Annotated in this window: 16 protein-coding genes; 11 read left to right on the forward strand and 5 right to left on the reverse strand. The window is 39.9% G+C overall.

Translation table 11 applies throughout. The annotated features are described in order from the left end of the window. The 10 genes from LPB86_RS19285 to LPB86_RS19330 all read left to right on the forward strand — a co-directional run bounded on the left by LPB86_RS19285 (position 1) and on the right by LPB86_RS19330 (position 14,793). Positions 1 to 1,320 (forward strand): TlpA disulfide reductase family protein, encoded by a 1,320-nt coding sequence (locus LPB86_RS19285; RefSeq protein ID WP_230693052.1) that lies wholly within the window; start codon positions 1 to 3, stop codon positions 1,318 to 1,320. Positions 1,321 to 1,323: 3 nt separating this feature from the next. Beyond that, on the forward strand, positions 1,324 to 2,409 hold the full coding sequence (locus LPB86_RS19290; RefSeq protein WP_230693053.1) for a S9 family peptidase: 1,086 nt from the start codon (positions 1,324 to 1,326) through the stop codon (positions 2,407 to 2,409). Positions 2,410 to 2,505: 96 nt separating this feature from the next. Then, positions 2,506 to 3,093: an RNA polymerase sigma factor gene (locus LPB86_RS19295; protein ID WP_230693054.1), complete on the forward strand. Its 588-nt coding sequence runs from the start codon at positions 2,506 to 2,508 to the stop codon at positions 3,091 to 3,093. Between the two features lie 194 nt (positions 3,094 to 3,287). Further along, positions 3,288 to 4,448 carry a FecR family protein gene (locus tag LPB86_RS19300; RefSeq protein ID WP_230693055.1) on the forward strand — a complete coding sequence of 387 codons (1,161 nt, stop codon included), beginning with the start codon at positions 3,288 to 3,290 and terminating at the stop codon, positions 4,446 to 4,448. 136 nt (positions 4,449 to 4,584) lie between these two features. Continuing rightward, positions 4,585 to 7,947: a SusC/RagA family TonB-linked outer membrane protein gene (locus LPB86_RS19305; protein ID WP_230693056.1), complete on the forward strand. Its 3,363-nt coding sequence runs from the start codon at positions 4,585 to 4,587 to the stop codon at positions 7,945 to 7,947. 11 nt (positions 7,948 to 7,958) lie between these two features. After that, the gene (locus LPB86_RS19310) at positions 7,959 to 9,353 is read left to right on the forward strand and encodes a RagB/SusD family nutrient uptake outer membrane protein (protein WP_230693057.1); all 1,395 of its coding nucleotides are present in this window, start codon (positions 7,959 to 7,961) and stop codon (positions 9,351 to 9,353) included. 10 nt (positions 9,354 to 9,363) lie between these two features. Continuing rightward, positions 9,364 to 10,122, forward strand: a complete 759-nt coding sequence (locus tag LPB86_RS19315; RefSeq protein ID WP_230693058.1) for a DUF4843 domain-containing protein — start codon at positions 9,364 to 9,366, stop codon at positions 10,120 to 10,122. Between the two features lie 11 nt (positions 10,123 to 10,133). After that, positions 10,134 to 11,666: a PKD-like family lipoprotein gene (locus LPB86_RS19320; RefSeq protein ID WP_230693059.1), complete on the forward strand. Its 1,533-nt coding sequence runs from the start codon at positions 10,134 to 10,136 to the stop codon at positions 11,664 to 11,666. 101 nt (positions 11,667 to 11,767) lie between these two features. Next, the gene (locus tag LPB86_RS19325; protein ID WP_230693060.1) at positions 11,768 to 13,702 is read left to right on the forward strand and encodes a TlpA disulfide reductase family protein; all 1,935 of its coding nucleotides are present in this window, start codon (positions 11,768 to 11,770) and stop codon (positions 13,700 to 13,702) included. Positions 13,703 to 13,704: 2 nt separating this feature from the next. Then, positions 13,705 to 14,793, forward strand: coding sequence for a S9 family peptidase (locus LPB86_RS19330; protein ID WP_230693061.1), 1,089 nt, complete (start codon positions 13,705 to 13,707; stop codon positions 14,791 to 14,793). 47 nt (positions 14,794 to 14,840) lie between these two features. Here LPB86_RS19330 and LPB86_RS19335 read toward each other — a convergent pair whose 3' ends face one another. The 5 genes from LPB86_RS19335 to LPB86_RS19355 all read right to left on the reverse strand — a co-directional run bounded on the left by LPB86_RS19335 (position 14,841) and on the right by LPB86_RS19355 (position 22,756). Next, the gene (locus tag LPB86_RS19335; RefSeq protein ID WP_230693062.1) at positions 14,841 to 16,283 is read right to left on the reverse strand and encodes a RagB/SusD family nutrient uptake outer membrane protein; all 1,443 of its coding nucleotides are present in this window, start codon (positions 16,281 to 16,283) and stop codon (positions 14,841 to 14,843) included. A gap of 7 nt (positions 16,284 to 16,290) precedes the next feature. Continuing rightward, a complete protein-coding gene (locus tag LPB86_RS19340; RefSeq protein ID WP_230693063.1) occupies positions 16,291 to 19,779 on the reverse strand; it encodes a TonB-dependent receptor in 3,489 nt (1,162 codons plus the stop codon). 186 nt (positions 19,780 to 19,965) lie between these two features. After that, a complete protein-coding gene (locus tag LPB86_RS19345) occupies positions 19,966 to 21,150 on the reverse strand; it encodes a FecR family protein (protein ID WP_230693064.1) in 1,185 nt (394 codons plus the stop codon). A gap of 122 nt (positions 21,151 to 21,272) precedes the next feature. Next, positions 21,273 to 21,866, reverse strand: a complete 594-nt coding sequence (locus tag LPB86_RS19350) for an RNA polymerase sigma factor (protein WP_230693065.1) — start codon at positions 21,864 to 21,866, stop codon at positions 21,273 to 21,275. Further along, positions 21,866 to 22,756, reverse strand: coding sequence for a LysR family transcriptional regulator (locus LPB86_RS19355; RefSeq protein WP_230693066.1), 891 nt, complete (start codon positions 22,754 to 22,756; stop codon positions 21,866 to 21,868). Before LPB86_RS19355 ends, LPB86_RS19350 begins: the two co-directional genes overlap by 1 nt. Positions 22,757 to 22,978: 222 nt before the next feature. Here LPB86_RS19355 and LPB86_RS19360 point away from each other — a divergent pair, with 222 nt between their 5' ends. Next, positions 22,979 to 23,563 (forward strand): RNA polymerase sigma-70 factor, encoded by a 585-nt coding sequence (locus tag LPB86_RS19360; protein WP_230693067.1) that lies wholly within the window; start codon positions 22,979 to 22,981, stop codon positions 23,561 to 23,563. Positions 23,564 to 23,575: the final 12 nt, after the last annotated feature.

The following is a 23,575-nucleotide window of genomic DNA, read 5'->3' on the forward strand; positions in this document are numbered from 1 at the left end:
ATGAATAAATTAAAAAACATTTTTCTTTCAGCTTTCCTACTGGTGTTTACTGCAACAGCAGGTCTGGCGCAGGATACCACAAGGCTGGCAGATTATAAAAAGATGATGTCACAGCAGGACATGTCTAAAATGCGGATATTAGGTGAAGCATTTATCAGTACGCATCCTGAATCATCTACCAATGTAGCATTTGACATCAAAAACAGAATTAGTTATGCACATGTCTATTCTGTTACTGTAGTTTTAAATGTAATGGAAAAAAACTATGATATCATAAAAAAATACATCCATGAACTCCCCTACGGCTCAATGGCTTCTATCTACTATAAAACCATTCAAATTCCACATGACCGGAAGGACATGAAAGATCAGGAATTGTATCCATACGCGGATTTATTGATGAAACGATTGGAAAGCTTCCGTAATCACCCGCCTAAAGATGTCCTGGATATTCCTTTAAATGAATGGAAAGAGCAGTTCAATCTTTCGATCGCTAAAAACTTCTTACCAACACATATCGGCATACTTTATAACGTAGGTAAAAAAGACGAAGCCTTACAATATGCAGTATTGGCTCAGCAGTACCTTCAGTATAAAAAAGCAAGTGTAAATGGCGTGCAGGCAATGGTACTGAATGAAAAAGGAAAAACTGCAGATTTGAAAAATTTACTTATTAAAAGCATTTATGAAAATCAAAGCACGCCAGAAATGCTGGACATGTTGAAACAAGCCTATGTAAAAGAAAAGAAAACCGAGATTGGCTTTCCAGCTTACCTGGAATCGTTAAAAAACAGCGAGAACCAGCATAAACAAGCTAAGGAGGTGATTGGAAAACTACTGAATAAAGATGTTCCCGAATTTAGCATGCAAGACGGCAACGGGAAATTGGTAAAATCTAAAGATTTGCTAGGGAAGATTGTGGTGTTGGATTTTTGGGCAACCTGGTGTGTGCCTTGCAAAGCCTCTTTTCCGGGCATGAAACTGGCAATGGATAAGTATAAAAATGATTCAAGCGTAATTTTCTATTTTGTAGATACAGAAGAAAGAGGAAACACATACAAAGAGGAGGTACTGGCCTATCTTAAAAAAAACAACTTCCCTTTCCAGGTATTGTTTGATAATCCGGTACCAGGTGAAAAAGCCACTGGCGAAGTATTCAACAGTATGTGTAAGGCTTTTACCATTTCTGGCATTCCCCAAAAGCTAGTCATTGATCCTAAAGGGAAGCTTAGGTTTATTAGCGTTGGCTACCACGGCAGCCCTACTGCCCTGGCCGATGAAATTTCGACCATGGTAGACTATATAAAATCAAACCAATAACATATGAAATTAATATCAACTATCTTATTTTGCTGGTGTATTGCTACAGCAGCTTTAGCACAAACTAAACCGTATCGCAGCGACAGTGTGCAGTTTAAAAACGCAGCAGGCACCATCAATTTTGGTGGCACCTTGACTACCCCTGTCAAAAACAATACGCACATTGCTATCGTCATCGTTTCCGGAACGGGTAAACAAGATCGCGACGGTAAAATGTCCGGACATTTATGGTTTGCGAACCTGGCCGATTACTTTGGTCACAAGGGTATTTCGGTACTCCGGTTGGATGACCGTGGTGTAGGACAAACTACGGGAGCGTATGAAAATTCTACCACGGCAGATTTTGCTGCTGATGCGCTTGAGGCTGTGGCCTACCTTAAATCTCGTAACGATCTTGGTTTAAAAAAAATCGGCCTGTTGGGACATAGCGAAGGTGGGGCCGGAATCTCTATTGCAGCGGCACAATCCAAAGATGTGGCTTTTTTAATTAGTTTGGCAGGTTTAGCTACCAGTGGTGTTGACGCACAGATCATCCAAAACCTGGAAGGTGTGGCCGCACTGGATATGCCAGAATACAATAAAAAACGCTTCAATGAAATCAATGAAATCATGTTTCGTACAGCATTTAAATATGCTGACTCCGCAAATATGGATGCTAAACTCAAAGAAGCACATGCCGCATGGAAAAAACGGGATAGCATTGCAGTAAAAGCATTAAACCTAAAATCTGACCGTTTTGGCTTTCCTATTTATTTGTATGCGCTAAATGCAGTTACCCCTTGGTACCGTTACTTCATAAAATATGATCCGGAAAATTACTTGCCGAAAGTAAAGATACCCATCCTGGCCATTAATGGAAGTAGTGATTCATGGGTTAAACCCGGGCCTAACCTGGCCAACTGGAAAGCGCTGCCCCTAAAGGGTGGCAACAAAAAGGTGACTGTTGTTGAAATACCTGGCCTAAACCATTTGTTGCAACATTGTGTAACTTGTTTGCCACAGGAGTATGCTACCATTAAAGAGGACATTGCACCAGAGGTACTCAGCACACTAGATGCTTGGCTTAAGCATAACAATTTAGGAAAATAATATCAAAGGAAGATGCTGGCGGATACCAGCATCTTTTTTTTATGTTTTGTAATAATTTTTTGTACGTTTATAATCTAACCTGAACCATAAACCTTCATGTTCGCCTATAAAACGCTTACAGATCCTGAATTGACCGAATTATTAAAGCTGGATGACAGGGCTGCGCATGATGAAATTTATAATAGATATTGGCAATTGCTGTATCAAAATGCCGCAAATTTGATCAGAAACAGCGACGAGGCACAAGATTGTGTTCAGGATGTATTTGTGAGTTTATGGCACCGCAGAAAAGAGCTCAATATTTTATCTGTAAAAGCATATTTAATCCAGGCTGTACGCTATCGCGTACTGGAAACCATACGCAACAATAAAGCCGACCAAAACTTCTATTCGGCCCTGGCCGTAAAAACCGGAGAACTGATCACAGAAAATCCGTTGATATTTAAAGAACTCTCCCATTTAATTACGGATGTGATTGAAAATTTGCCGGAAGATTGCAAAACCTGCTTTTTAATGAACAGGGAACAGGGCATGACCTATAAACAAATAGCCGCAGTGCTTCAAATCTCAGAAAAAACGGTTGAAAAAAGAATGTCTAAGGCTTTAAAACTAATAAGAGAAGGCTTAACACAATATCTACCTCTATTTGCTATCGCATTACAGGTATTGCTATCTAAAAAATAGCAAGAAAAACAGATTACTCTCGCTTTATCCAAGAATAAACTGAAAAAATAAAAATAATTTCATTTTACCGTAGGGTATCCGCTCCTTTTTTATACTTACTAATATAAAAGCAGGAAAACCGTGCCAAATACGACTCCTAAAAACAAAACAGACAACAGACGCAAGCTATAAGCCTGCAATAAAACCATACTTCAATGAAGAAACAAGTATTTTTACAACTCGTAGACCGATACCTTAAAGGCGAGGCCAGCCTTTCAGAAAAGGTTTTAGTGGAAGAGTATATCAAACAGTTGGAGGGCGATAACCTTTTTCAATTAAGCGCTCAGGAAAGCGAATTGCTTAAAGACAGCATGCGTGACAAGATCTACATGCGGCTTAATGATGAAATCACCGCACAGCAAAAAACAACAATTGTACGCAGGTTACCAATTTTAAGGTATGCTGCCGCTGCTGTAGTATTTATGGCAGTTGCATCCGGACTTTTCTTTTACACCAACAAATCTATATCCGGGCAAAACACGGCCAAAAACATAGCACATGTAATTTCGCCAGGCAGCAATAAAGCCATATTAACCCTGGCAGACGGCTCTAAAATTGAGTTAAATGATTCACTCAGTGGCAGCCTTGCACAACAAGGAAACATCAACATTAAAAAAACTGCAGATGGACAACTCATATATCAGGTTGGCAATAATAATGGAGCCATTGAAACAGGCGACAACATGATAAGTACTCCGCGGGGAGGCCAGTACCAGGTTATTTTACCTGATCAGTCGCATGTTTGGCTAAATGCAAGTTCCTCTATAAAGTTCCCTGCCGCCTTTGCTGGAAATCTTAGGCAGGTTAAAATTACAGGAGAAGTTTATTTTGAGGTTACACGTAATACGACTAAACCTTTCAGGGTAGAAACTAAAAACGGTACGGCAATAGAGGTACTTGGAACGCATTTTAACGTAAATGCTTATGAAGATGAGCCTTTAATTACAGCTACCTTACTGAGTGGCAGTGTAAATGTAAAATCCGGCAGCAGAAATGAAATCATCAAGCCTGGAGAGCAGGCAAGGATCAATGCAAACCGCGAAACCAAAATTGGCGTATATGATGTAAATGCAGAAAATGTAGCCGCCTGGAAAGATGACCTTTTTGTATTTGAGAATGAAGACATACAAACCGCAATGCGCAGGATTGCAAGATGGTATAACATTGAAATTTCTTATCCTCAGGGCATTCCTGAAAAAACAATTGGTGGTACCATCAGCAGGTTTAAAGACGTTGCTGAACTGCTAAATTTAATAGAACAAACCGGAGGTGTGAAATTCAAAATTGAAGGAAGGAGGGTACTGGTGATGTCGTAACTTCTACTAAACCAGGACAACCCACAAAAAAACCGGGAGCTCTCGCAAAGCCCCCGGCAGATTTCAGGTTTTCCTTTTAAATTTTCAAGAGTCAATTCAATCAATCAATCAATGGAACCCTAAACATTTCAAATGTATGCATTTTTATACTAAGTGGCGACCGGACTATGCCGGCACGCTCTACAAATTTATTAGAGTAATGAAACTATCGTTTATACTTTTAATAACGGTTTTTCTACAAAATAGTTTTGCAGGATTTACCCAGGAGCTGACCATCTCCAAAAAAAACATTTCTCTTGAACAATTGTTCCGCGAAATCCGTTTGCAGACAGGATATAATGTTTTGTACGACGGAAAAACGCTGGAAGCAACACGCCTGGTTTCTGTAAACGTAACCAAAGCACCTTTAGAAACTGTATTGAGGAAAAGTCTGCAAGGCCAAATGTTGCAATACAAGATTACGAACAATACCATTATCATCTCTCCTATACCAAACCCAGTAACAGGAAAAATGGCAATCATCATCTCTGGAAAAGTAGTGGATGAAAAAAACCTGCCGCTTCCAGGTGCATCTGTTTGGGAAGTAGGCACAAAAAATAGTGCGATGTCAACACCGAATGGCGCCTTTTCATTGGCTGTTATAGATTCCAACGCAGTGATCGAAGTGCGGTACATTGGATATGTAGTGAAAAGAGTAACGGTTAAATCGGGTAATTACAAGACCATCCAACTACAGCCTGATCAGAAAAACCTGGATGAAGTAGTCATCAACAACGGTTTATTTGAACGTAAAGCTGGGACATTTACCGGAGCTACTTCAACTTTCTCAGGTGAGCAACTTAAAGTTGTAACCAATCAAAATCTCATTAAAGGACTGGCTATTCTGGATCCTTCGTTTCAAATCATAGAAAGTAACAGTTTTGGATCAAACCCAAACCGCTTGCCAGACGTGCAATTACGTGGACAAACTGGTATTCCTGATTTAAATGCCGAATACGCCAATCAGCCCAATCAACCAATATTTATACTGGATGGTTTTAGAGCAACTCTACAACGTGTTTTTGACTTGAATATCAACATGATCAAAAGTGTAACATTGCTAAAAGATGCCTCTGCAAAAGCGATTTATGGCGCAGATGCTGGAAATGGTGTTGTAGTAATCGAAACCATAACGCCAGAAGCCGGTGCATTAAGAGTTTCTTACCGGGGAAGTTTAAACATCACTGCACCTGATCTAAGCAGTTACAATTTAACCAACTCTGAAGAAAAAATACAGGCAGAAACTCTTGCGGGAAAATACACTTCTGCTTACCCGGCGCAACAAGCAGATCTTTTAAGACAGTTTGCAAGAAATCAAAAAGCAGCATTAGATGGCGTAGATACCTATTGGCTTTCTCAGCCCTTACAAAATGGATATGGTCAGCAGCATTCTATCAATTTGGATGGTGGTGATAATTCCATGCGTTATTCTGCAAACTTGAATTATAACAATGTTTCTGGTGTAATGATTGGTTCTTCAAGAAAAACGCTTAGCGGAAGTATCAATCTGATTTACAGACTAAAAAACTTTGCGTTTACCAATATATTAACAGTAGACAATAACAAAGCAATAAACTCTAAATATGGATCATTTAGTGATTACGCAAGAATGAATCCTTATTGGCGCATCACAGATGACGCTGGTGCCTTAATTCAAAATTACCAGGGATTTTCTGTAACAACTAATAATCCACTGTATAATGCTTCTCTGAATACAAAAGACAATAGCAGTTATAGAAATGTAACCGAAAATTTTTATACGGAATGGTCTATACAGAAGAATCTGCGTGTAATGGGACGTGTGGGGATTACTTCACAAACAAGCGAATCAGAGTATTTTCTTCCAGCAAATCACACAAATTATTTAGGTATACAACCATCTTCACCCGAATATCAAAACAGGGGAGAGTATAGGCAAACAAATGGAAAGCAAAACATTCTGAGTTCTGACTTAAGTGCAGCCTATAATCTTCAATTTGGCAAAAACCAGATTTTTGCAAATGCTATCGCCTCAATCAATACCAATAGTAATGAAAGTACAGGATTTATTATGGTCGGTTTCCCAAATGACAATATTGATGATATTGCTTTTGGCAATCAATATAAACCAGGAACCAAAGCTTCAGGGGCTGAAAACACGATACATAATATTGCCTTAACATCGGCACTAAACTATTCTTATGACAACCGCTTCCTTGCAGACCTTTCGTACCGCAGTAACGCCAGTTCGCAATTTGGTGCAAATAACCAATGGGGCTCATTTTCTTCTGCAGGTCTTGGCTGGAACTTACATAATGAATCGTGGATTAAACCAATAAAATTCATCAACCAGTTGAGATTAAGAGCGAGCGTTGGAAATACAGGCACACCAATTTCCAATGGATACTTGTCTGTAGCAACCTACCAATATGTTACCAGCCAAAATTATAATGGTGATATCGCAATGCAATTGATGGGCCTTCCCAATCCAGATTTACAATGGCAAAAGGTATTGGATAAAAACATTGGAACAGATATGCTCCTGTTTAGTAATTTAAGTTTGCGTGCAGACTTTTTTATAAAGGATACTAAAGGCTTATTGACTGATCAGGTGACCGCACCTTCACTTGGGTTTGTAAGTTACAAAGAGAATATTGGCGAGGTAAGGAACAAAGGTTATCAAATCGGAGCTAATATGAATGTGATCAGAGAGAACAGAAAGTCTCTAAGTGTATTTGTCAACGTGGCACATTCAACAAATAAGATTCGTAGAGTTTCCAATTCTATTCTGGCACTAAACGCCGCAAATGACAACTCTGCATTTAGAGAAGGGGAAACACCTGAAGCAAGAAGGTTACGTTTACAAAGACCATACGCAAGATATGTTCCTAATCAATCTATGAGTACCATCTGGGCAGTAAAATCATTAGGTATTGATCCTTCAAATGGTCGTGAAATCTTTGAAAAAGCCGATGGTACACAGACCTACGTCTACTCAACTGATGACCTTGTTAACAGCGGAGATACCAATCCAGACATTACAGGAACATTTGGAACCAACATGCGTTTTGGAAACTTCACTGCTGGTTTCGCGTTCACACTAAGGCTTGGCGGACAGATGTACAATAGCACACTTGTAGAAAGAGTAGAAAATGTTGATTTCGCTTATAATGTTGACATACGAGCTCTAGAAGAACGGTGGAAAACACCAGGGCAGGCATCTCTATATAAAGACATTGCTGACTTGAGCACCACGCAGCTGAGTTCTCGTTTTGTGCAAAATCTTGATGAATTAGCATTGTCATCCATCAGCTTTGGTTATGATTTTAACAAACTTAAAATCAGCAAAAATAAACAAAGCAGGGCGTCTGCGAACATAAACTTAAATGACCTCGCACGCTTTTCTACCGTGAAAACTGAACGAGGATTAGACTATCCTTTTGCACGTACTATTTCATTGTCTTTACAGGCTTCATTTTAATCTTTTAAACCATGAAGAGAATCTATTATATAACAATTGCTCTGCTGGCCTTGAATTTGGCTGCATGCAAAAAATTTCTTGACGTTAAACCAAAAACTCAGATAGAGTCTGAGGTTGCATTTAAAGATGAAGCAGGATATCAAAATGCCCTAACGGGTATTTACGTAAAGCTTACGTCCCAAAATCTTTACGGCAAAGAGCTAACCTTTGGTTTAGTGGATGTATTTGGCCGTCAATACAGTCAAATTACAGGTGTGTATTCTCAGTTCGACACTTACAATTATCAGCTGGATAGTCTTAAGAAAAGAACAACAGCCGTTTGGAAAGACATGTATAATGGCATCGCAAATGCCAACAACCTAATTGAGAATCTGAATCGAACAGACTTGCCGACATTTACCGGACCTAACTACAACGTAATCAAAGGCGAAGCATTAGGATTAAGGGCCTTTATGCATTTTGATTTGTTGAGGCTGTATGCACCTGCACCTGCCTCCTCAGGAGGGATGGATGCATTGGCTATACCGTATATTGCAACATTTGACACCCAAAATACACCAAGGACAAGCGTAAGGGATATCGTTGGAAAAGTAATTGCCGACCTAAATACCGCAGCTGCATTGCTTAAAAATTCAGATCCAATTGTACCAGGTAATACTACCACAAACAACTATCTGAGGAATAGAAATTACAAATTTAACTACTATGCTGTTAAAGCATTACAGGCAAGGGTATATTTATATGCGGGCGATAAAACAAACGCATTAATTTGTGCAGAAGAGGTGATTAATTCTGCAGCATTTCCTTTTGCGACATCAACATCTATTACCTCTGGTCAGGACAAAGTATATAATTCTGAACTGATCTTTTCATTGAACATAAATAATCTGCATACCTATACTGCACTTTATTTTGGTACAGATGCTAACAGGCTGGCAAAACTTGCTTCACAATACCTTTCCGATTTTGATGGGGTAAGCTCAGATTATCGTTATCTATATTTGTCTGATGCACCTGGCAACGTCTATAGATATAGCACAAAATACACTCCGGCAGCAGGAACAACTGCCAACTTTTTATATAAAATGCCGCTTATAAGAGTTTCAGAGATGTATTATATAGCAGCCGAGTGCTTGATAGCGACAAACAAAACCAGAGCAGTTGGGTATTTAAACGCGGTAAGAAGAGCTAGAAATCAAAACGCAGATATTGCTCCTACAGTCACAGATTCAGAGCTCCAAAACCAAATATTTAGAGAATATCGTCGTGAATTCATAGCTGAAGGTCAATTATTTTATTACTACAAACGGCTAAATGCCTCTACTATAGATTACTCCGCAGTTGTTGGAAGCAATGCTATATATGTATTTCCTCTGCCGGACGATGAATTGAAATATGGTAATTAATTGTAAGATCATGAAAAAATTAAATATATATTTTGTGCTAATTGCACTTATAACAATAGGTTTTTGCAGCTGTAATAAGAGCATAGAGGCTTATGTTGATAGCCCTCAGGTTTACTTTTTTGAACGGGCAACAGACCTCAATAAAACCAGGATAACCAACAAGTCTTATTCATTTTTGCTCGTTCCACCTGCTATTGTAAAAGATACAGTAAAAATTAAAGTGAAAACAATGGGATTTCCAAAAGACTACGATCGCGTAGTCCGGGGTAAAATTATTCAGGAAGGGAGTACCGCTATAGAAGGTTCTAATTTTGATTTTATTAACGGAATTGTAAAGGCCGGGCAAGTAGAGGGCTTTCTATATGTTTTAGTTTACCGGACTGCCGATATCAAAACTAAAACCGTTCAACTTAACCTTAGTATAGCTGAGACTGCAGACTTTAAACCAGGTGTAATAGAAGATAATTTTTTCACCGTGTTATGGAGCGACAACTTAGTAAAGCCAGGAAATTGGGATGGTGGATTAGGTTTAGTTAATTTTTTTGGAGCATATAGCACTGCAAAATATCGGTTTATCATCGACATCCTTGGTGTTACTGACTTTGTTCTACAGGCGAGTGCCAGAGTACCACTAGCGCCAGGAGAATATTCTTTTGCAATGATGACGGATCTTAAGAACCGTATGAAAGAAGCATTAGTGATTTATAACAATACACATACTACGCCATTAACTGACGAAAATGGCCTATTGGTTTCATTCCCTAATTAAAACGTAAACAGATGAGAACTAAAATATATAAGAAAATTGGCATTATAGCGATTGCGATGCTAATATTCATGACTTATTCTTGTAAAAAGGATCTGGGGAACTATGACTATATAAATACAGAGGTCCCTCAAATTGACACTACAAAAGTACCACTGTCTTACAGTGTTGAAAGGTATGCGACAATAAAGATTACACCAACAGGTATACGGTATGCCGCGGCAGACACTTCCAGACTAACGTACAAATGGCTTATCTACAAAGTAATAGTTGGAACAACAACTGAAATACCAGTACCAATTAAAATTTCAAGCACAAGAAATCTAAATGTAAAATTAGATTATCCAATTGGGCCCTATAAACTGGAACTTATTGTTACAGACCCTAAAAACTCATTAACATCTAATATTATATTTGACCTTGCTATTACTCCAAATATTAGTACTGGCTACGGCTTACTTGTACTACATACTAAAAATAATGTTAGTGATGTCGATTTCTTACTGACTAAAAATGCAGTGCCAACGGCAACAACAGACAGATGGTATAAGAATATCTACTCGCAGGTACAGGGTCAATCAATTTTTGGTGAACCAAGATTTATCGCCGCCTCTAGAAGAGCATTCACGACAGAAAATTGGGTAACTATTGGTACGTCCACGCACCTAACCCGGGTAAATGGTGTCGACTTTTCATATATGCGGGAAGATGCCGGGATGTTTCTTCGACCAGGAACTGTAATTGCTCCTCAGGCTTTTGTTTTAAGCTCATTAAGTTCCAATGATATTATCATCAACAATAAAAAAATACACTTTATCAATTCAACAGATCCCCTTGGGAACATATTTCCAGGTGAGGTGACAGGCAATTACTCACTTGCGCCATTCATTGCAGAAGCATCTTCCAGTAGCATAGTAGCTGCTGTTTACGATGATCAAAGGCTGAAGTTTATTCATCCGTTATCTACGAATGTTATGGCAGAGTTTAGGTCTCCAGCGGCAACTACACAACCATTTGACCTCACTAACATTGGTAAAACGTTGATTGACATGGACAGAGGTTTTCAAAGCTATACATTGAGTTTCTTTAAAGACGTTACAGGTAGTGGAAGATGGCTATACGTGACGAATTTTAACAAAACAGATGATGGCCTGATGGCTGTTGCAAGATATGATATGACAACACTTCCAAATATCTCCAATGCCACGATATTTAGATCTAGCGAATATGGAAATGTAGTTTATTATGCCACTCCACACGACGTTTATGTGTATAATTTCGATTCCTCAATAGCGACATTTAAAGGGTATACTTTTCCTACCGCCGAAACGATTACAAGCATGAAAATATTCAAACCAAAGCCAAACAGCTCCTTATCAGCTACTGATGGCACTATTCTTTATGTGGCAACCTGGGATGGAAGTACTGGACGAGTTTATGAATTAAGCATTAACCGAAGTGGTGGTGATTCACCAGTATTACTCCTAAATAAATTTGAAGGCTTTGGAAAAGTTGTTGACATGGCTTCCAAAGGCGGTGGTAACTAATAAATAAACACACACAAATGAAACCATCATGATTTTTCAAACCACACAATAAGATGAATAAATCTGATGGCTTCATCACAATTCAAAACTAATTTATACCGATGAAAAAACTAACCTTTGCAAGCATCTTTATGATGCTTGCAATTACAACCCTATCCCTGTTTGCACAGGACAAAAACTTTAAATTAAGTACTGAAAAGCCTGTTGCAGGTGAACAGGTAGGCGTTACCTACAACCCAAAAGGTACTGTTCTGGAAGGGAAGAAGAACATTACTGCTACGGTGTACCAGTTTTGCGATTACCAATGGAAAAAGAACGACATCACACTGGAGAAAAAAGATACCGTATGGACTACCAATTTTACTCCAGCCTCTAATGCTGCATTGATTGCTTTTAAATTTAAAAGTGGAAAACTAACTGATATCGGTCAATCTGCTGCCTACGGCTGGATGCTCTTCGGAAAAGATGGTAAAAATGTTCCAGGCTCATACGCCGGTTGGGCATTTTTAAGAAATGCATCTGTACCTGAGCTTTTCCCTGATTTCACCAAAGATAAATTGTTAATTGGAGATGATGTGGTCGTGTATTGGATGGAGCAACAGTTAAAACAATCTCCTTCAAGCAAAAGGGATATCTTTTATCCTCATTTAAAAGTACTGAAAAAGGTAGATCCTGAAAAAGCTAAAAAAGCGGCGCTGAAAGACATTGCCTATATGAAAGACCTTACTGATTTTACAGTAAAGGATTTAAACAACATCAAAAGAGTATATGCTGAAATCCTGGAAAATCCTGCTGCTGCAGATTCCATGGCCAAAGTAATTGCCTCTATTGATTCAGCTGCGATTAAAGCGCGCAACCCAGAAAAACTTGCTGCTTTCAAAGCAATGGGTGCTGAAAGAGATTACAAAAAACTGATGCTACTAAACATCAGCTTTCTGGAACGTTACCCGATGGATAAGGCCGATAGGGAGTTTGATAAGGCAAATTGGATAGACTATTCTAAAATTTATGGTTCTATTATCATAATTGCTTCTGTAGATCGTGATTCTGTAACATTCAAAAAATACGTAGCAAAAGCACCATTCGCTACCTTACCAAACATCTTTTACAAGTGTATGAAGGTACCCTATGTTTCCCTAAAAAGCTTTACAGCACAAGAAGCATATGTCTACGCAAGACCAATGATGGGAAGACTGCTCCAGTTTAATGAAGTTAAACCAGAAGGATTTATGCAAACTTATCTGGATAATGCTGGCGTATATGCGGATATCCTGATGCACTTAAATAAAGATGAGCAGGCTTTGGGTTTTGCGGGTGCTGCGCAACAAAAGTATGAATATGGTAATTCTCCTTTAAATGAAGTTTCGGCAATTTTATTGGAAAGAAACGGCCAAAAAGACAAGCTGAAATTTGTGCTGGAAAGTGCCATGAAGAAAAACCAGATGACCCCGCTGATGCTGGAGATGCTGAAAAAGAACTATATCGCCGAGAACAAAAGTGAAGCAGGTTATAATGCATATTTAGCGACTTTAAAAGACGTAACATTGAATGCCGAACTGGAGAGCAAGGTAAAAAAATCAATGATTAAAAAATCTGTTCCTGATTTCAACATAAAGAGCAACAGAGCCGGCAAAATGGTTAAACTAAGCGATCTGAAAGGAAAAGTTGTGGTATTCGATTTTTGGGCTTCCTGGTGCGCACCTTGTAAAGCGGCATTTCCGGGAATGAATATGGCCGTTGAGAAATACAAAAATGATAAAGACGTAGTTTTTTATTTTGTAGATACCCAGGAGAAAATGAAGGATTATGAAGCTTATGTGAATAAATATCTTAAAGACCGCAATTTTGACTTTAACGTATTGTTTGATGCAGACGCTAAGATGTCGGCAAGTTATGGTGTAGGGCCGATCCCTCATAAAATGGTGATCGACAAAAATGGCCTATTGCGTTTTTCGGAAGTTGGCTATATGGGAAGTCCATCAGAACTAGTTGACGAAATTAGCATGATGGTAGAACTGGCACGTAAAGCGGATTAAGCATGAAATTATTTTTCATCATAGTATTGAGCTGGTGTCTATGTACACCAGCCTTTTCTCAAAAAACAACCTTTAAAAGCGATAGTGTAACTTTTAAAAATACAAATGGCAGCATTACTTTTGGCGCAACGGTTTCTGTGCCAGCATCGGGTTTAAGTACTAATAATGCGGTAGTCTTGATATCTGGCGGTGGAATGCAGGACAGGGATGGCAAAATGGCCGGACACCCCTGGTTTAAAGTATTGGCTGAATTTTTAAATTCCAAAGGACTTACCGTTTTGCGCATGGATGATCGTGGTGTCGGAAAAACTACAGGCGATTATATGATGGCGACAACAGCTGATTTTGCGGATGATGCATTGGCTGCTATTACTTACCTGCAATCTCGTAAAGACCTGCGTTTAAAAAAGATTGGTCTTCTTGGACATAGCGAAGGTGGTGCAGCTAGTGCAATTGCAGCATCAAAATCTAAAAATGTAGCCTTTATCATCAGTTTATCTGGTTTGGCTATTAACGGTATGAGCTCATTAAAATCTCAAAATGAAGATATAGTTAATGCATCAGAACTGAAAGATTATGACAAAAAGCGTTCTAACGATATCAACAACCTGATGTTCCAAACTGCCCGTAAATATGTGGATTCGGCAAATATGGAGCAGAAACTTAACGAAACCTACGCAGAATGGAAAAAGAAAGACGATGTATATTTTAAAACCTTAAATATTGAGTTCGACCATTTTCGCTTTCCGGTTTACAGTTACGTAAATTATGCCGTTAAACCATGGTACCGTTATTTTTTAAAGTTTGACCCTACTGACTTCCTGCCAAAAGTAAAGGTACCGATCCTTGCCATAAATGGCGACAAGGATTTAATGGTACGTTCAGCCCCCAATTTGAGCAACTGGAAAAACCTTCCGGCTAAAGGTGGAAATAAAAAGGTAACAATTAAAGAAATTCCAGGTTTAAATCATTTGCTGCAGCATTGTATCACCTGCCAGCAGCAGGAATATGCAACAATTAAAGAAGATATAGCACCAGAGGTGCTCAAAGAACTGGGCTTATGGCTCAGCAATAACAATTTAGGAAAGTAATAATTATTAAGGGTGATGATGGATGTCATCACCCTTAATTTTGCTGCTTAATTTTTAGAATACCCTGGATTCTGTTCTCCGAAACTCGGGTTGTACATAAATTCAGATCTTGGTACTGGAAGGATATATTGCTCTTGTGTAGTAATGGTATGCCTCAACTGCCTTACAGTTGCAAAAGGCTGACGCAACAAGGCTAGCCATTCCTGTCCATCTTCGGCAACCAGGCTTTTAACTGTTTCTTTATAGATCTCTGCAAGCAACGTTTCAGGGGTACTGGCCGCCTCAACAGCCAGGTAATTGATGTTGTTTGTGGATGATGTAATGCCGGCTTTTTCCTGAACGGTATGAATCAGCGCTTTTGCATCGGCCAGACTACCACCCGATCGTACAATGGCTTCGGCTTTTAAAAGGTATACTTCTGTAAGCCTCAGTGCATAACTGGCTTCTGAAATTAGTGTAGGCGTAGTAGACTGCGCAATATATTTGGTAAAGAAAAATGTATTGGGCACCCGGGTACTTGGGTTTGCCGGGCCAATAACCCAGGTTTGGCGAGGGTCATTTGCGTACAAATTGTTTAATGCCGCAGTTGCTGCATACAAACTGGATGCACCGGGCCAATATTGCAAACTTTTGCTAAAAGTAGCCTTCTCCTGCCCTACCTGTGGGATAATCCCAAGGATAACTTCTTTACTGGTCAAACCAGCAGTACGAAACACATCTCTAGCATTCGTTTCCAATACATAGGGACCAGTTTGGATAAGAGTGTTGGCCAAATTTACCACTTCTGCATAATCCCCTGCAGCGCCCCTACTCATCAATACGCGCATTTTCAAAGCCATGCCCGCCCATTTTGTAGCATAATGCCTGGGATTGACGGCCGGCCCATTGGCTATCACCGCATCCAAATCGGCCAGGATAAAATTATAGCTCTCTTTTACACTGCTCCGGGCTTTTGCAATGTTGCTCAGTGTAGACAATTCATCGCGCAGCAAAACCCCGTATGGGCTTTCCACCTTATACCATTCGCCATAAAAAACCAGCAATTTAAAATGTGCGTAAGCCCTCAAAAACCTGGCTTCAGCCAAAATCTCTTGTTTTCTATTCGCCGAAAATTTATGGTCAGCCAGTGCAGTTACCCCCTTAATGACGCCATTGGCCGAATTTAGTAAGATATAAGATTCCGCCCAGTAATAGCTGGTTGTCCTTGCATTCAAATTCAAATCTTCATTGTAACCGGTAGAAACACCAAAAGTTAAGTGCCCGGCAAATCTGGCCGGGAAAACCTCATGCATTTGCCAGCCTGTTTTTACAGCAGTAGCATTGGCAAATGTGTAATAGGCACCATTTAAGGCAATCTGCGCAGTACCCTGGTCCAGAATGGTATTGGCATCCACTTTCGCATTTTGGGGTAAAGCACTCAATTCTTTTTTACATGCGCCAAAGCCTATCAGCAATAATCCGGCGACCAGGTATTTATATAATGTTGTCATAATGTTCTTAATTAATTCCTAAACGAAATCCAAAACTGTACTGTTTAACTGAGGCGTAGCCACCCGAATCACTGTAGCCACCAATCAGACTATAAGGGTTATTGCTGGTCTCAGGATCTGCTCCGGGGTAATTGGTGATGGTGAACACATTAGTTGCGGAAACATAAAAGGATGCCCGGCTCATTTTTAGTTTAGACAATAGTGATTTTGGCAGCTGATAATTTAGGGTAACTGATTTTAACCTTAAAAATGAGGCATCATAAATATTGTCTTTTGAGGCCGCACCGTAACCAAATCCATCAGTAAGCACCAGTTTGGGCCGGGTGGCTGTGGTATTTTCTGGTGTCCACCGATCCAGGATCCGTACTCCTTTATTCGTGCGCTGACTTGCATCCAGATTCTGGATATCTGCCAGATAAAAGATATCACCACCATAAGAAAAGGTAGCCAGACTTACCAGGCTAAAGTTCTTATAACTGAAGGTATTGGTATAACCGCCATAAAATTTAGGTTCTGCATTACCAATAACATCGCTTTTGATGAAACCGAGGGCTGGGTCTATTATATATTTGCTGCTTCCTACACCCAGATAAGGAAAATAAAACGCAGACATTGGAAAACTGGTTTTATAAGCTGCTACTTCTTCAGGTGTTTGCAGAATGCCATCATTTACATAACCATACAGTAAACCCAATGGCTCACCTACTTTTAAAACCGTATTGCCGTACTTATACACTTTTGGATTGGCAGGATCGGCAAAATCATTTGATAGCGCAAGTACCTTTGACTTGTTTTTGGAGATGTTTAAATTTCCACTCCAGGTAAAGTTTTTATTCCGTACAAAATCACCTCCAATCTGCAATTCCAATCCCCGGTTTCTGATGTCAGCAATGTTTGCTGTAACCCCTGTGAAACCTGAGCTTTCAGCAACTGTTGCAGGAAATAAAATGCCAGATGTAGATTTCTCGTAGTAGCCAAATCCGCCGTTCAACCTGCCCTGGAAGAGTTGAAAATCCACACCAAGGTCTTTTTGTAGCGTAGACTCCCATTTAATTTGGTCGTTACCAAGCTGAGCAGGCCTTAACCCATTTAAGCCAGCGTAGGATACGGGCGAATACAGTGTATAAAAAAGATTGTCGGCTATGTTCTGCGTGCCTGTATAACCTGCACTGGCCCTTAATTTCAATTCATCAATCCATTTTACTTCTTTCAGGAAGTTTTCCTGTGAAACACGCCAGGCTAAGCCTCCGGAAGGAAAGTATCCCACCCGGTTGTTCTGAGGAAATTTAGAAGAGGCGTCAGAACGGCCTGTAAACGTAAAGAGGTATTTATCATACCAGGCATAGTTTGCCCTCAGGTAAAAACTGAGCAGCGAATTCTGTCCCGATAAGCCTGTAGCCGGCAAGGTAGTTGCTGCAGAGGAAAGGTTGTTCAGGTAATTATCGTCCGGGAAGCCTTGACCGCTGGCCGAAAAAGAGGAGTTCCTGTTCAGTTGCCATGAGGTACCGGCAAGTACATTGATCCTGTTGTCTTTGTTAAACTCTTTGTTCCAGGACAATGTATTTTCATAGAAGGCCTCTACATTTTGAGATTGTGCTTGTGTGGCCACCCCATTTCTAGAACTTGTAGTACCGCTTGCCGTAGCCACTAATGAGGTACCGGGAATGTAATTGGTTTGACGGTAGTTGTTGAAATTTACCGCAGCAGAGCTTCTGAATTTGAGTGTTTTTAAAATGTCGTATTCTGCAGCAATAGATCCAATTAAGGAAACGTTATTTGCTCTGTTGATCCCGCCTAATAAAGCCAACGGATTTTGAAAGCCTTCAAAACCATATGAACCAATCATAGCAGCGGTAATGATTTTCACACTTCCATCGGGATTGTAGGCATCAATGGTTGGTGGTGCAAATAAAGCCTGGGTATACAGACCATTGGTGATGTTATTGGTACTGAAACCATAATCCAGATTGGTACTTACCCTAAATTTATTAGTGATTTCGTTGTCCAGACTGATCTTTCCTGCAATTCTTTTGTAATCGGTTCCCAGCACTACCCCCTCATTTTTATTGTAAGACAAAGAGGTAAAATAGGTAGAACCAGTGCCACCTCCCCGTACTGAAAGATCAACATTTTGCGTAACCCCATTTCGCAACACCAGCTTCATCCAGTCGGTATCTCCTGTCCCCAGAAAACCGGGATTGTTCAGGATACTCGTGGCTGTAGCATCCGGTGTACTTCCCAGTAAGTCATTGAGGTTTTTTGCCGCTTCTTTCATAATCATCATGTACTGATCACGGTTCAGCAATTTTTCTTTTACCGGGCTGCTTAATCCTGCATAATAATTGGTTTCCAGAACTGGCTTTTGATTGCGCTTTCCTTTTTTTGTGGTGATGATGATGACTCCATTAGCGGCTTTTGAACCATATATTGCCGTAGCAGAGGCATCTTTAAGGATATCAATGGTTTCGATGTCATTGATATTTAAGCCCCCCAGGCTGTTTAATCCGCGGGCAAAAGCACCTGAAATGGTCTGACCGCCGCCATCGTTACCAAAACTTTCTACAGGACTTGTAATCTCGGCAGCAGCCTGAATGTACCTGTTTTGTATTTGCATCTGCACGCCGTCTATAATGTACAGAGGATCATTACCACCCATCAGGGAGGTTCCACCTCTAATCCTGATCTTCGCCATCCCGCCCGGAGAACCATCTGCCTGTACCACCTGCACACCTGCTGCCTTACCAGTAAGGGCCTGGTCTACCGTGGCAAAAGGGACATCTTTAATTTCGGAAAGCGCAATAGATGCAACTGAACCCGTAAGATCTTTTCTGCGCGTACTGCCATAGCCCACCACCACCATTTCATCTAATTTGTTCAGTTCTGGAACCATAGTAACTACCATATTGGCTTTTACCGGCAGTTCCTGAGACGCGTAACCTACAAAGGAAAATATGAGTATCGCCTGCTCATTGGGTACCACAACAGCAAACCTTCCGTCGCTACCAGTTGAGACTACTTTTCTGCTGCCTTTTACTTTTACGCTCACACCGGGAATTCCATTCCCCTGCTCATCTACCACCGTGCCCCGGATATTTACAGCTGCAAAATACGCTGCCACATTATCAAGTACAGAAGGAGCTTTTTCCCTGATAACGATACTTTTGTTTTCGATGTTGTAAGACAGGTTTTTGCCTTTGGTAATTTCTTCTAAAACTTCTTCCAAAGAGCTGTTTCTAAAGTTGGCTTTAATGGTTTGCCCATTCTTAAACTTTGTGGTTTCGATGAGCACATCATAGCCCGTTTGGATGCGGATTTCACGAAGTACCTGGTCCAGGCTTACCCGGTCTTGAACCAGCGTAATCCGCTGCCCAAAGCTTGCTGCGCTTACGTGTAATAGTGTAGTTATTAAAAGGATAGCCGTTAGCTTCATAATTAATAAAAGTTTCCTGACATGGCTGGTAAGGCCACACGAATATCTGGTATAAGTTTTATACATTTGTTATCTGTTTAGAATGAATAATTGTGACTCAATGGTTCAACCGGTTTTACCGGGATTTTAAGCAGCCTTATAGATGGGGAGTGTAGCAAGCACTCTCCTTCTTTTAAAACCTGCATCTTTCAGTTTTTTCAGTGGTCTTTTTCCTGGTCTTTCATATGTTCTGGTTTTGGTTTTAGTTAATTATTATTCTGCCGTATTCCTGCTTACGGTAATTACGTTTTTGTTGATGCTAAACCTGAGTCCCCCGGTCCTTTCCAGCATATTTAGCAATTGTGAAACTTGTGCTGTACGGTTTACAGTACCCAGGTAAGTGTTGGTCTTAAGGCTTTCATCGGTATAGCGTACTTCGGCATTGTACCAGCGGCATACCTTGCGCATAATGCTTTCCAGATTTTCATTGTTAAACTGGAAATAACCGTTCTTCCAGTCAATCTCATCTTCGGGATGCACCTTCCGGACGCTAAATATTGCAGTACTGAATACAGATTGTTGCCCTGTGGTTAAAGTTACACCATTTACCTTGGCTGAGCCTTCTACGAGGGTTGTTTTTACTACAGGTTCGTCTGCATAAGCATTAATGTTAAACGCGGTACCTATATCCTCTACCATCTGCGCCCCGGTCTGAACCCTAAATGGTTGCTTTTTGTTATGGATAACTTCAAAGTATGCTTCTCCTACCAAACGAATTTTCCTTTCTTTTAAGTTGGCAAAGGATACAGGGAAAGTTATAGAGGAAGCGGAATTGAGCCAGACCCTGCTTTGATCGGGTAAAACAACCTGATATTGCTCTCCCCTTGCGGTAGCAAGAGTATTAAGGGCATCATCTGATGAATTCCGGTTTATTTTTTCAGTACTTAGGTGATAAATGAGTTTCCCATCAGTAGTTTTGTCAATCCTTACACCAGATTCTGTAGCAAGCTTTCCTTTTGCTACATCAGCCAACCGGATCTTCTGTCCGTTTGAAAGGGTTAGCGTAGCCCCGTTTTTACCTGCGGCAATATCGCTGGTATATACGCTGTTGTGGGTAACCGCATTTTGATTTATAAAATAGCTGCCGGCATAAAAACCAACACCAAGTACCAATAATACAGAAGCGGCGGCGGCAATTTTAGTCCACAACCTTATAGGTTTACGAGTCATTTTGGCGCCCTGCTCAAAAATATTTGCTAAGATCTGCTGCTGGCGCTGCGCCGCTAATTCAGTAAAGGAAGACTGCGTTTCAAAAGCATTGGAAAGTTGCTCCATAATTTCCTCCGCAAACGCTTGATCGTCAACATAAGCCCAGAGTTCTTCTGTCTCCTGTTGTGTAGCCAACCGATTTAAATAGATCCTGAGTAATTCTTCCAGTCTTTTCGCAGTCTTAACCATTCGTATTCCATTATTTTAGAATTCATAAAGCGTTATCAATGCCTTACTATTGATATTGACACACATTGAAGCCAATCGGGTAGTGGTTTTATAAAAATATTTTATTTTTTATAGAATAAGCATCAGGAGAGGTACAAACAGGCCATTAATACTGGGTATATACCTGCATTTTTTCTAAAATGTTCTTTAATGCTTTGGGTAGCCAGCTTCAAATGGTAATGTACCGTTTCAGAAGAAATATGCATCTGTAATGCGGCTTCCTGGTACTTTAGTCCCTGCTCGTGGCAAAGGCGATAAGCTGTACGCTGTTTATCAGGCAAATTTCTCAATGCTTCATCCAGAATTTTCCGGCTTTCTTTATAATTGAGCTGATGTTGGGTATTGTCATCCACATCGGTTAACAGCAAGCCAATTTGTTGCTTAAGTTTAGCTTCCTGAGAAAGTTGCCTTAATACATTAAAGGAATGATTGCGTACCACTCGGTTAAGGTAAGCACCAAAATTATCCAGTTCTGCCAGCTTCTTCCGGTTAAGCCAGATCTTCAAAAAAATATCCTGCACAATCTCTTCGGCCAGGTCTTCTGAATGCGTAAGCTTACTGGCAAAGCTGTATACAAACCTCTGATAGCAATTGAACAATTCGCAAAATGCCTGCTGATCTCCATTGGAGATTTTATGAAGTACTTCTGTCTCGTTATCAAAAGTATTGTTAACCATCAGCCTTTATTTTGAATTAAGGAAATGACATTCTTTAATGCAGGATTGCGGTTAGACTCTTTCCAGATGACGGACAGCTCGGTACGCTGGCGTATATTTTTAAGTTCTATAAACTTTATCTGAAGATGGTAACCATACTGTAATGAAGTAGGGACAATAGCTACGCCCAAACCTTGTTCCACCAGTTTAAAGATGGTTAAAGCATTAACTGACTTATGAAAAACCCGGGGTCTAAAACCATTATCTTCACAAATACCCATAATCAGATCATAATAGAAAGGGCTGTCCTCACTGGAAAAAAAGATAAATGGCTCCGTACTTAATTGCCTGATGTTTTCAAAATGATCAACATCAATTGGATGATCAGCTGGAAGTACTACTGAAAAGGTATCTTCAAACACCGGGAACCTGGAAATACCATCCGGTACCCTCGGCAATCTTACAAATCCGATATCAAGTTTGTCTTTTTCTATGAGCTCTACCTGCATTTTATTAGGCATTTCATCCAATAAGGTCTGGATGCCGGGATAGGCTTTATTTAAGCGAAGGATGAGATCTGGGACAACATTTTGTGCGGCAGAGCCCAAAAAGCCGATACGTAACTCAGTTTCTTTACCCTGGCCAATGTTTTCGAGTTGTTTAGTGATGGTTTCTAAATGATTGAAGATAAAGTCTACTTCAGCTTTTAAATACTGCCCGGCTTCTGTAAGTTCTACTTTTCTTTTGCTCCGGTCAAACAGGCTTACGTTATAAATTTCTTCCATTTGTCTAATCTGCCTGCTCAAACCGGGCTGCGAAATAAAAAGCTTTTCAGCAGCTTTTCTGAACTTCAATTCTTCTGCCAATATCTGGAAATATTTAAGGTGCCTGAGTTCTATCCGATAGCTCATATGATCATTACATCCATAAACAAAAATACATATTAAAATATAAATACTGCGTTGTTTGTCTCATCCGGCTCAGGAGGCAATTCCAATTATTTTTGGATCAGATGATAACAGCATATTAACGATTAGGCATTGAAAATTAAAAACTGATAAGATTTGCATGCATTTTTGCTAATCTTGCCGTATAAAATGTATTTTTATAAAAAATAGGCAGCTAAAGATTTAATGGCGAGGATTAGGGAAGATATATCAGATTCAGAATTGTTAGCCTTGTTACAGCAGGATAACCAGCCTGCATTTGTTTTCATCTACAATAAATACTGGTCTGAACTTTACCGCTGCGCTTTTAAAATTACCGCTAACCAGGAAACCTGCGAAGATGTGGTCCATGATGTTTTCCTCTATTTATGGAATAAAAGGGCTGCTCTACAGGTTAAATCTTTGAAAGACTACTTATACGTTGCTGTAAAGAACAGGATGCTGAATGCAATACGTTCAGAAAAAAATCTTTTAAAAGCAGTGAATGTGCAGCCTGAACCTATTTCATCAGAAACTTTGATAGAAGATGAATTCAATTCCAAGGAATTGAGCAAGATTTACAATTTAGCCATCGCAGAATTACCGGAAAGGTGCCGGACCATCCTTTTAATGAGCAGAAAGGAACATCTTTCTAATAAGGAGATCGCATTGCGGCTAAATATCTCTCCGAAGACTGTTGAAAACCAAATCACCATAGGTTTACGTCAGCTTCGGATTAAACTGGGGGATTATTTGGTGCTTACAGGAATATTCTTCACTTTTTTAAAATAAAATCATAATTCC

It is taken from the genome of Pedobacter sp. MC2016-14, assembly GCF_020991475.1.
In the GTDB taxonomy this organism is placed as follows: domain Bacteria; phylum Bacteroidota; class Bacteroidia; order Sphingobacteriales; family Sphingobacteriaceae; genus Pedobacter.